Here is a 10,670-nt window from a genome sequence, read left to right as displayed (position 1 = left end):
ATGAAAAAGATAAAAAATATTCAAAAGATAGTACTGAATATCGCCATGATAGCATTAATGCTGGCTGGTGAATCCTGTAAAAAATACCTTGATGTAGTCCCCCCGAATGTCGGTACGCTCGATTATGCATTCCGCAACCGAAATGAGGCTGAAAATTACCTGTTCACCTGCTATAATCCTATCCAGAATCTCAATGATCTGAACAGGAGTCCTGGCTTTACAATTTCTTCGGAACTCATCTTTCCTCTTAACTTAACAGGCGGTTCACCGCTGGACATTTCCGGATTTAACCTCGTAACGGGTGCACAGAATACCGGGAATCCCGGACTGAGTTACTGGGACGGTAACGGCAATGGGGTTAATATGTATCAGGCGATCAGGAAGTGCAATACCATGCTTGAGAATATAGACAAGCCGGTTGATCTTAGCGCCACTGAAAAAAAGAGATGGATAGCCGAGACCAAATTTTTAAAAGCTTACTATCATTACTATTTGTTCCGTCTGTACGGTCCAATCCCGATTAAAGATAAAAATCTGCCAGTTGAGGCTTCTACTGAGGAAACGAAAGTAAAGCGGGAGAGCGTAGATGATGTGGTAAAATATATTGTTGGTTTGATGGACGAGGCTATACCAGATTTGCCTGTGACAATCGATAACCCTGCGAAAGAACTTGGTCGCATCACGGCTCCGGCCGCTGCTGCAATAAAAGCTGAAGTTTTGATGACCGCTGCAAGTCCGTTGTTCAATGGTAATCCGGATTATGTCAACTTCAAGGATAAAAGCGGCAAATCCCTTTTTCCAACTGCTTATGATGCATCAAAATGGCAGACAGCGGCAACGGCCTGCAAGGCGGCGATAGATGCCTGTGAAGGCGCTGGCATGCATTTAAATACCAGTTTTGTACCGGTACCCCAGGTTGCTAATCTTTCGGATTCTCTCAGACAGGAGCTTGTATACCAGAACGCCCTTACCGAAAAATGGGATACGAACCCTGAACTGATCTGGGCCTTAAGTAATATATGGCACGGGCAGGAGTTTTGCATTCCAAGATTAACAGCGCTCGCTAACCAGAAGGATGGACAGAATCCAGGTTATTACGCAGTCCCAATATCTACTGCAGAGCTATTTTATACCAATAAAGGGGTGCCGATTGAAGAAGACAATTCCTGGGATTATGCTGACCGTAACCAGCTGAGAACGGGTGATGCTGCAAATTTTTACTATATCAAACAAGGTTATCAGACAATTAAGGGCCATTTTGACCGTGAGCCACGATTTTATGCGAGCATAGCTTTTGATGGCAGCATCTGGTTTGGCAATGGTGTTCTTGACGGAAAGGCCGCTCTTTATGTGCCGGCCAGAGGAATCAGTTCACTTGCAGGCCCTAAAACACAACAAAAAACGAACATCACCGGATACTGGCCTAAAAAACTTGCCAATTACCTGACCGTCTTCAACGACGGTTTCACATGGACGGATTATTCTATGCCAGTTATGCGCATGGGCGGTTTGTATCTGCTTTACGCTGAAGCGCTCAATGAAGCCAACGGGCCTACTCCGGAGGCGATATCATATGTAGACAGGATCAGGGCGCGTGCGGGTCTGGGCGGAGTCGTAGAATCATGGACGAAATATTCTAAAAATGCCTCGAAACCTGCCAGCAAAGATGGGCTCCGGGCCATCATTCACCAGGAACGCAGAATTGAACTTTGTTTCGAAGGACAAAGCGGATGGGATTTGCGCAGGTGGAAGGAACTGCAAAATGTGCTGAGTACGCCGCTAAGGGGCTGGAGTATTTATGAAAGCCAGGCGATCAATTACTACCGTGCGCTGAACGTAGAAATTCCGGTATTTAACACCCGTGATTATCTCTGGCCCATACCGAACACGAGTATTACAGGCAACGAAAACCTGGTGCAGAATCCTTTTTGGTAGGACAGGACGGCAAACAAGATTTACAGAAAATTTAATTCAGGAAAAATGAAATTTAACAACATAAAAGCAGTACGTTTTTACTGCTATTGGGCATTAGCCTGTATGATACTGATGACGGCCTGCCAGAAAAGCGATATTTACAGGGAACCTGACAGCGCAGATAAATCAAAACCGGAAACTGTCACTGATGTGAAAGTGAAGAATTTCAACGGAGGTGCTGTACTATCGTATAAACTGCCGTCTTCTCAGGACTTGCTGTATGTGATGGCTGAATACAAGATCAACGGGAAATCCGGGAGGCAGACCAAGGCAAGTTACTTTCTGGACACGCTGATAGTGGATGGCTTCGAACGGAGTCAGGAGTATACGGTAACGCTAAGGACCGTATCCAGAGCAAATGTTCAATCGGACCCGGTTACGATCACTGTTCATCCGGATACGCCGTATTATCAGCTTATAAAGAAAACCCTGAAAGTTGCAGCTGATTTCGGGGGAATTAATATTAAGGGATATGCTCCTGGTAAAAGCACAGTCAGTGTTAATGTAGTTGCTTTGGATAATGATTTAAATAAGTATACGATCAGGGACCAGCATTTCGGCATTCAGGATACCATTAATTATTCAGTCCGCGGTTTCGACCCATCTCCTACGAAATTTGGTGTTTACGTTACTGATCAGTTCGGAAACGTCTCAGACACGACTTTGCTAACCATTACCCCGTTATTCGAAACGATGCTGGATAAAACCAAATTTTCTGTTTACCCGAGTGCAAGTGACGCCTATATTGGTTACGGCGGTATACTGCCGTATTTATGGGACGGTCGTACAGATGAGGTAGGCGGCGCTCAGCCATGGCAGACAACAATAGGCCCTGTTCCTAAGCTTATGCAATGTACATTCAGTGTAGGTCGTACCTATAAACTCAGTCACTTTATGATGTATCTGCGCGGCTACGGATATGACAACCCGCAAAGTTTCACAGTTTACGGTTCTAATGCCGATAACCCGCAGGACGCCGTGACACCGGGAGGAACGCCTGCCGGCACAGTTACAGGAGACTGGGTGAACCTGGGCAATTACAATGTTCCTAATCCGCCATCAGGGCTGCCGATAGGAAACACAAACTCAGCTGATCAGGCTTACCTGAATAACGGGGTCGATTTCAATGTGCCGTTCGAAAGTCCTGCAGTTAAACATATCCGTATAGTGGTGACCCGAACTTGGTTCGGCCAAAATTACACCAATATCAGAGAGGTTACATTGTACGGTGCGCCGCAATAATCATTTTAACCAGAAATCAATGAAGATCAAATTACAATATTTATTATGGCTGCTTTTAATTGCTGCTGTAACAGGTTGTTCTAAAAAGAACGAGAATTATAAACTACTTACTGCCGGAGGTGAAATTTACTATCCGGGAGTTATTTTCAAACCTTCGCATAAAGCAGGTAACCTGCGGACAATGCTGCTGTGGAACCCCAGTCCGGATCCTAAAATAAAAAATTACAGGGTTTTCTGGAACAACAAGCAGGATTCGGTGATTATCGATGCAACCAGTCATGATCCGGCGGATACCGTTAAAGTACTGATCCCTGATCTTAAGGAAGGTACTTATAATTTTACGATCTATTCCATTAACACAAATGGCAATATCTCAATTCCGGTAAGTTTGAATGGAGTAAGAGTATACGGACCGATTTATCAGAGCGGTATATTTAACAGGGGGTATAATGCTGATAAACCCTATACTGTTAAGCCCGGTTCAGTACAGCTTAACTTCAATCAGATCAAGGTCGATTCCGTAACTATTAATACCAGGACGGTCATAAAATATATAACTACTGCCGGCAGCACCCAGACGATTTCTCTAAAGCCCTCTGATTCCACTGTAGTTGTTAATGACCTGCAGCTGGGCACACCGGTTACTTATCAGTCAAGTTACCTGCCATTCAAAGGCGCAATTGACGAGTTTACCGTTCAGACGCCGACCACATTCCCGACTATCAAGCTGGAAGGTGAAGTGACAGGGTTCTTTATCAAGAATCCGGGTTACCCTTTCTACCGGAGCGACAATGGTACAGGTAAGTGGGGGCTGCCGAAAGACTGGCAGTATAACAGAAATGTGGTAAACCAGGACGGCGGAAAAGGCGGCGGCTGGTCGACGGATAACGGCGGTGTTATTCACTTCGAATCAAAAGATTATAGCGGAGATGGTATTACTAACGGAAAGGTTTACCAAACTATTTCTCTTCCTGCCGGCCGTTATGCGCTGGAGATAGAAACCGCTGGTAATGGCGGAACTATCAACGCCAATGAAATTGTCGCTTTAGGGGAATCGCTGCCTGATATAGACAACATAGGCACCCCGCTGGCATTATATCACGGAGACCAGAATAGCATCGGTTACAGTCACACGCTGAACTTTACTCTGTCACAATCTTCAACGGTGACTATTGGCTGGGTAGTCAGTACCGGCTCATACACCTATTTGCAATTCAAGGGGATGAAGCTCAGGATCTTGTAATACGACTGATGCTGCTCAGGAAACAGTTTTTCTGAGCAGCATTTTTCAATCCGGCTAATTCTGCCGGAATTTTTTTAAATTATTTATTCGGTTTATGTATAAAATCTTTATTCTTCATATAAAATTCATAGTCGTCAATGTAGTGGTGCTGTTTTTTAGCACAGTTTTATTCGCGCAGAACAAACCATTTGATTTAGGCAGCGGTGCCGGCCAAATCTGGAAAGTTACTCCGCAGTCAGATATTACACATCCCGAGCAGATCAGCGAGCGGAATTATAATACGCAGACCTGGGTCAATGCCATTGTCCCGGGAACTGTTTTTGCATCGTATGTTGCAGCAGGGCTGGAGAAGGATCCCAACTTTGGTGATAATATATATAAAGTTGACCGAAAAAAATATGATCGCAGTTTTTGGTACCGGACAGAATTTGCTATTCCTGTCGCATATAATCAAAAGAAGATCTGGCTTAATTTTAAGGGAGTTAATCGTAAAGCCGATATCTATCTTAATGGCAGTAAGCTTGGTACGCTTGATGGTTTTATGCAGCGCGGGAATTTCGATATTACGGAAATTGCGACCCGGAAGGAAAAGAATATATTAACTGTACTGGTATATATACCTGTTCAGCCGCTGGCAAATGTGGGGAGCCCTAATTATGTTTCCAGTGCAGGCTGGGACTGGATGCCTTATGTCCCGGGCCTTAATTCCGGCATAACGGATAATGTTTTTCTAAGTAATACAGGAGAGGTTACGATAAAAGACCCATGGATCCGTACAAACCTGCCCACTAACGCCAGGGCGGATATTTCCATTGCCATGCAGGTGAAAAATACCAGCGATAATTCACAGAGCGCGACGATTAAAGGTGTGATAACTCCCGGTAATATTGAGTTTGTGAAAAGACTTTCGGTAGGATCCCATAGTATTCAGGATTTAAAACTGGATAAAAAGGATTTCGAGCAGCTGATGATAAACAGCCCCAGACTTTGGTGGCCTAATGGCTATGGTGAGCCAAATTTATACAACTGCCAGCTGAGCGTATCTGTTGGGAATGAAGTATCTGAGGTGCAAAACGTTAAATTCGGAATCAAGAGGTATAGTTTTGATACGATTGGCCATGTGCTGCATGTTGCTATAAATGGCGTTAAGGTTTTTATAAAAGGCGGTGACTGGGGAATGTCGGAATATCTGTTACGCAGCCGCGGAGCTGAATACGATACTAAAGTACGGCTTCATAAGGAAATGAATTTCAATATGATCAGGAACTGGATCGGATCTGTTACTGACGAAGAGTTTTATGACGCCTGCGATAAGTACGGCATTATGGTTTGGGATGATTTTTGGCTTAACGCTAATGAAAATCTGCCGGGCGACATTAACGTTTTCAATGCAAATGCTATAGAAAAGATCAAGCGTTTCAGAAACCATCCGGCAATAGCGGTTTGGTGTGCTGAAAACGAAGGATGGCCAATGGCTCCGTTAAACAACTGGCTTAGGGAGGATCTGGCGACATTTGATGGCGGTGACCGCTATTACCAGCCTAATTCCCATGCGGAGAATCTCTCGGGGAGCGGCCCCTGGGCCAGCAAAGATCCGCGATATTATTTTACGGCGTACCCTACAGGATCAGGCGGTAACAATGGCTGGGGTTTACGCACAGAACTGGGAACGGCGGTGTTCACTAACTTTGAGAGCTTTAAAAAATTTATGCCGGAAGACAAGTGGTGGCCGCGTAACGAGATGTGGAATAAACATTTCTTCGGTCCTCTGGCATTTAATGCCGGTCCCGACGAGTATGATGAAATGGTTTCCCGTTACGGTTCTCCCAAAGGAATTGAAGATTATTGCCGTAAAGCACAGTTTGTAAATATTGAAACCAACAAAGCCATGTTCGAAGGCTGGCAGGATGCCATGGGCGAGGATGCCTCCGGGCTTATGACCTGGATGAGCCAGTCCGCTTATCCGTCTTTGGTTTGGCAGACTTATGATTATTATTATGACCTGACTGGCGCCTACTGGGGTGCAAAAAAAGCCTGCGAACCTTTGCATATTCAATGGAACCCGCTCACTAATGCTGTTAAAATTATTAACACTACCAGGGCGGATGCTGACGGATTGCGAGCTTCGGCAGATGTTTACAATATGGACGGTTCGAAAGTGAGTCAATATAGCATCAGCAAAGCCGCCATTGCTCCGGATAACAGTTCAGGCCAGGTGTTTACACTGAACTTTAACCCATATATAAACGATCTTGCCAAGGGAAAGCCGGTGACATCGTCGTCGTCAGCTAACGGAGATGCGGGGGCTGTCAACGATGGTGATTCACATACAAGATGGGCCAGTAACGGGAACGATAATGAATGGATATATGTAGATCTGGGTAAAGTCGAGAGTGTCAGCGGGGTAGGCCTTAACTGGGAAGATGCCTATGCAAAATCTTACAAGATAGAGGTATCAGATGATGCAAGGAACTGGAAACAGGTAGCTGTTTCCAGAGATGGCCGGCAGGGAATTCAGCGTCTGGCCTTTACTGAAGTTAACGCCAGATATGTTAAAATGCAAGGGCTGGAAAGAGCGACAAACTGGGGTTATTCGCTTTTTGATTTTGAAGTATATCAGGGTGATGTAGCCAGCGAGGGATTGTCTGATGTTCATTTTATTAAACTGAAGTTAGAGAATAAAAATGGCATGACAGTTTCGGATAATTTTTACTGGCGGGGTAACAAGCGCAAGGATTATTCTGCGCTGAGCAAGCTTCCGGAAGTCCGGCTGACGACAAAGTACAGCGTTACGAGGAAAAATGGGAAATGTTTTATACATGCGAATGTCTCCAATCCCGCATCGTCAAAAGGAATTGCGTTTGGCGTCAGAGTTCAGGCGAAGAATATGTCAACGGGGGAACAGATACTGCCGGCAATTGTAAATGAAAATTATTTTACCCTGTTTAAAGGCGAGAGTAAAAATATAGAAATTGAATTTGATGGTGTACTATCAGGCAATGATAAAATTGTGTTTACTGCCGAACCTTTTAACAATGGCAAATAAGTTTTAAAAAAATAATTACACCTATCGGGCAGGGATAGTTCCCCGGGAATCGAATCCCTGCCCTTAAACAACATCAAAACTTTTAATATGCGAATGAAAGCATGTGCAATAATGCTCAGGTTATTTTTCTGCTCATGGCTGATCCTGTCTTTTTGCAGCCCGCAGGTAAGTTTCGGCCAGCAAATTTACAAAGACAGGAAAGCACCGGTAGCAGCCAGGGTGGAAGATCTTCTGAAGCGTATGACGCTTGAAGAAAAAATCGATCAGCTTCAGAATAAAGCCTCCGGGAAAACGGACGAAATAGATAAAATTTTCAATGGGAAAAGCTATGGATGCACACATGAAATGAATATGAGCGCTATGGACTGCGCCCAGATGTACCATCAGCTGCAGACTTATATGCTTACTAAAAGCCGCCTTGGCATTCCGATACTCACTGCCGCAGAGGGGATTGAGGGCATCCTGCAGAACAATTGTACGTTGTTCCCGCAGGCGCTGGCTCAGGGCAGCACTTTTAATCCTTCTCTTATCAAAAAAATGACTGAGGCGGCCGGGTCTGAGGCTGAGGTTATAGGTATACATCAGATCCTTTCGCCTGTACTTGATCTTGCCCGGGAACTGCGGTGGGGGAGAGTTGAAGAAACATATGGAGAAGACCCTTACCTTGCAGCGGAAATGGGAATAGCATTTATCAACGGCTATCAAAAGTACCGTATTACTGCTACGCCGAAGCATTTCGTGGCGCATGGCAGTCCCTCTGGCGGTTTGAACTGCGCAAATGTGAGCGGTGGTGAGCGTGAATTGAGGAGTGTTTACATGTATCCTTTCAGGCGGGTAATTGCTGAAACTATGCCACTGTCACTCATGTCCTGTTACAGTTCATATGATGGTATTGCCGTGGCCGGTTCTCCCTATTACATGACTGATATACTTCGCGGGGAACTTGGTTTCAAGGGATATGTTTATTCTGACTGGGGCTCGGTGGACAGACTGCAGACGTTTCATCATGCTGTTGCTACGCAGGAAGATGCAGCAAAAATGTCCTTGACAGCAGGTGTTGATCTGGACGTAGACGGTGCTTACACGACCTTACAGCGGATGGTTGAAAGCGGTAAATTGGATGTGAAATATATTGACCAGGCGGTCAGGCGAATATTAACAGTGAAGTTTTCCCTGGGGCTTTTTGAAAACCCTTACGGTGTTCCGGAAAAGGTAAAAAAAATCGTGAGGAGCAATGCCAATATAGCCGTCGCTAAAGAGGTTGCTGATGAAAGTGCCATACTTGTAAAGAACAGCAATAATATCTTACCGCTGAATATGGATCGTTATAAGTCTGTTGCCGTGATTGGTCCGAACAGCGATCAGGCAATATTTGGTGATTACTCATGGACTGAGCGGGATACAAAGGAGGGGACGAGTTTACTTCAGGGACTTAAAGAAGTTTTAGGAAAAAAGGTGGTAATTAATACGGCTGCAGGCTGTGACTGGTGGAGCCATGATAAGTCACATATTCAGGAGGCTGTGAAAGCAGCCGCCGCCAGTGATATTGCAATAGTAGCTATTGGCACGCGGAGTACATTTTTAGGTCGCAGTCCGAGATATTCCACTGCAGGCGAAGGGTTTGATTTGTCATCGCTGGAATTGCCCGGAGAACAGGAAGAGCTGTTAAAAGCGATCAAGAAAACCGGAAAACCAATGATCGTTGTATTTATTTCCGGTAAACCCCTGGCCATGCCATGGGTCAAGGATAATGCAGATGCTGTACTGGTTCAATGGTATGCGGGCGAAAAGCAGGGCCGTACGCTGGCTGATATTTTGACAGGGGCGGTTAATCCTTCCGGAAGATTGAATGTTTCTTTTCCGAGAAGCACGGGTAATAGTCCAAGTTTTTATAACCACTATCTAACAGACCGTAATGAACCATTTGACCAGCCCGGTTCCCCGGAAGAGCCCAAAGGTCATTATATTTTCGATAGACCTGATCCGCTTTGGAGTTTTGGGTTTGGTTTAAGTTACACAACGTTTAAGTATAACAGCTGCATTGTTCAGGACTCATTAATGGCCCCAACAGATACTATAAAAGTAACTTTAGAGGTTGAAAACGCAGGTTTGCGGGACGATAGAGAGGTTGTTCAGCTGTATGTAGTGGATAAGGTGAGTTCCGTAGCCACGCCGATTAAACAGTTAAAGGCGTTTAAAAAAGTTTTCATAAAAGCGGGTCAGCGCGAAAAAGTTATTTTGAAAGTTCCTGTAACCGAATTGGGCTTATATAATGAAAAAATGAAGTATGTGGTAGAGCCAGGTGAATTTGATCTGCAGATCGGCAGTGCTTCAGATCAGATTTATTATCATAAAACGATAACCGTCAGCAGATAAAACTGATTAAGCAGCCCTTACATTAGAATCAGCAGTCTGCTGAGTTGCCATAACGACAAATGCCATCACAAAGGGAATAGATTCAAACCGCAGATGAAAAACTTGATTCATCTGCGGTTATGTTTGATTTTAACAGGGGATTTCGATTTAAGAAGTTAAACTTGAGCATAATCCGGGTTGGAAACAGGGTTACTCAGTTCCAGAATTTCCATTTGCAGGGAAACGCCTTTGTCCTGGTTATACCAATTTTGTAAAGCTGAATGTATTTGTTCGTGCGTGTATTTTGCTGACTTGAGTTGTTCATAAAGTTTCTGACATTCTCGTGGCCTTGGTCCCCAAACAAACAAATCCTTATTTAAATTATTTCGAACAACGAGTTTTGGTATAGCCTTACTGTTGCCGCTGAGGTAATTTTCAATGGTAAACGGAAATGCGTCACGTAATTGAATATCGATCTCAATGTTAGCATTAAAAGCGGCTAATTTAAGTATAAAGGGAAGAACATGAGGCGCATCTCCACACCAGGGCTCCGTTATGAGTATCCATTTTTGAATTGTATTAATCCCTTTGATAAGATTAACGAGCTCATCATTCAGTATGCCGTTCTTAAACCACCTTTGCTGACGAAACCAATTCAATTTGGTGTAATTCATGTATTCGGAATCGTCATAACCTGAGTTCGATTAATCAAAAGGCGGCCATCTGATTAGAATAGGTCGATTGATAAGAGATGGACGGTTTTTTAGGAAAAAATGAGTATGCGATTAATCCAGCCACGATATTAGCGAT

Annotated in this window: 5 protein-coding genes and 2 pseudogenes; 5 read left to right on the top strand and 2 right to left on the bottom strand. The window is 44.4% G+C overall.

All coding sequences use genetic code 11. The annotated features are described in order from the left end of the window. The 5 genes from E2R66_RS18460 to E2R66_RS18440 all read left to right on the top strand — a co-directional run bounded on the left by E2R66_RS18460 (nt 1) and on the right by E2R66_RS18440 (nt 9,881). Complete coding sequence (locus E2R66_RS18460) at nt 1-1,935, top strand: RagB/SusD family nutrient uptake outer membrane protein (protein WP_133233448.1); 1,935 nt, start codon at nt 1-3, stop codon at nt 1,933-1,935. 45 nt (nt 1,936-1,980) lie between these two features. After that, nucleotides 1,981-3,216: a DUF4959 domain-containing protein gene (locus E2R66_RS18455; RefSeq protein WP_133233450.1), complete on the top strand. Its 1,236-nt coding sequence runs from the start codon at nt 1,981-1,983 to the stop codon at nt 3,214-3,216. 19 nt (nt 3,217-3,235) lie between these two features. Continuing rightward, nucleotides 3,236-4,459: a DUF4998 domain-containing protein gene (locus E2R66_RS18450; protein ID WP_133233452.1), complete on the top strand. Its 1,224-nt coding sequence runs from the start codon at nt 3,236-3,238 to the stop codon at nt 4,457-4,459. Nucleotides 4,460-4,553: 94 nt separating this feature from the next. After that, on the top strand, nt 4,554-7,505 hold the full coding sequence (locus E2R66_RS18445; RefSeq protein WP_133233454.1) for a discoidin domain-containing protein: 2,952 nt from the start codon (nt 4,554-4,556) through the stop codon (nt 7,503-7,505). Nucleotides 7,506-7,592: 87 nt separating this feature from the next. Beyond that, nucleotides 7,593-9,881 carry a glycoside hydrolase family 3 N-terminal domain-containing protein gene (locus E2R66_RS18440; protein ID WP_204985954.1) on the top strand — a complete coding sequence of 763 codons (2,289 nt, stop codon included), beginning with the start codon at nt 7,593-7,595 and terminating at the stop codon, nt 9,879-9,881. A gap of 155 nt (nt 9,882-10,036) precedes the next feature. On the opposite strand, the pseudogene E2R66_RS18435 reads toward E2R66_RS18440, so the two are convergent. Both E2R66_RS18435 and E2R66_RS29395 read right to left on the bottom strand, forming a co-directional pair. Then, nucleotides 10,037-10,537 (bottom strand): annotated as a pseudogene (locus tag E2R66_RS18435) (thioredoxin family protein); the annotation flags it as partial. 31 nt (nt 10,538-10,568) lie between these two features. Then, nucleotides 10,569-10,670: pseudogene (locus E2R66_RS29395) on the bottom strand (IS982 family transposase); the annotation flags it as partial.

This window comes from Mucilaginibacter psychrotolerans, from assembly GCF_004519315.1.
GTDB classification, from domain to species: Bacteria; Bacteroidota; Bacteroidia; order Sphingobacteriales; family Sphingobacteriaceae; genus Mucilaginibacter; species Mucilaginibacter psychrotolerans.
This window is presented reverse-complemented; position numbering and strand designations above follow the sequence as displayed.

Coding starts and splice junctions, on each gene's coding strand:
- E2R66_RS18460 (WP_133233448.1), top strand. CDS start 1: ATGAAAAAGATAAAAAATATTCAAAAGATAGTACTGAATATCGCCATG.
- E2R66_RS18455 (WP_133233450.1), top strand. CDS start 1,981: ATGAAATTTAACAACATAAAAGCAGTACGTTTTTACTGCTATTGGGCA.
- E2R66_RS18450 (WP_133233452.1), top strand. CDS start 3,236: ATGAAGATCAAATTACAATATTTATTATGGCTGCTTTTAATTGCTGCT.
- E2R66_RS18445 (WP_133233454.1), top strand. CDS start 4,554: ATGTATAAAATCTTTATTCTTCATATAAAATTCATAGTCGTCAATGTA.
- E2R66_RS18440 (WP_204985954.1), top strand. CDS start 7,593: ATGCGAATGAAAGCATGTGCAATAATGCTCAGGTTATTTTTCTGCTCA.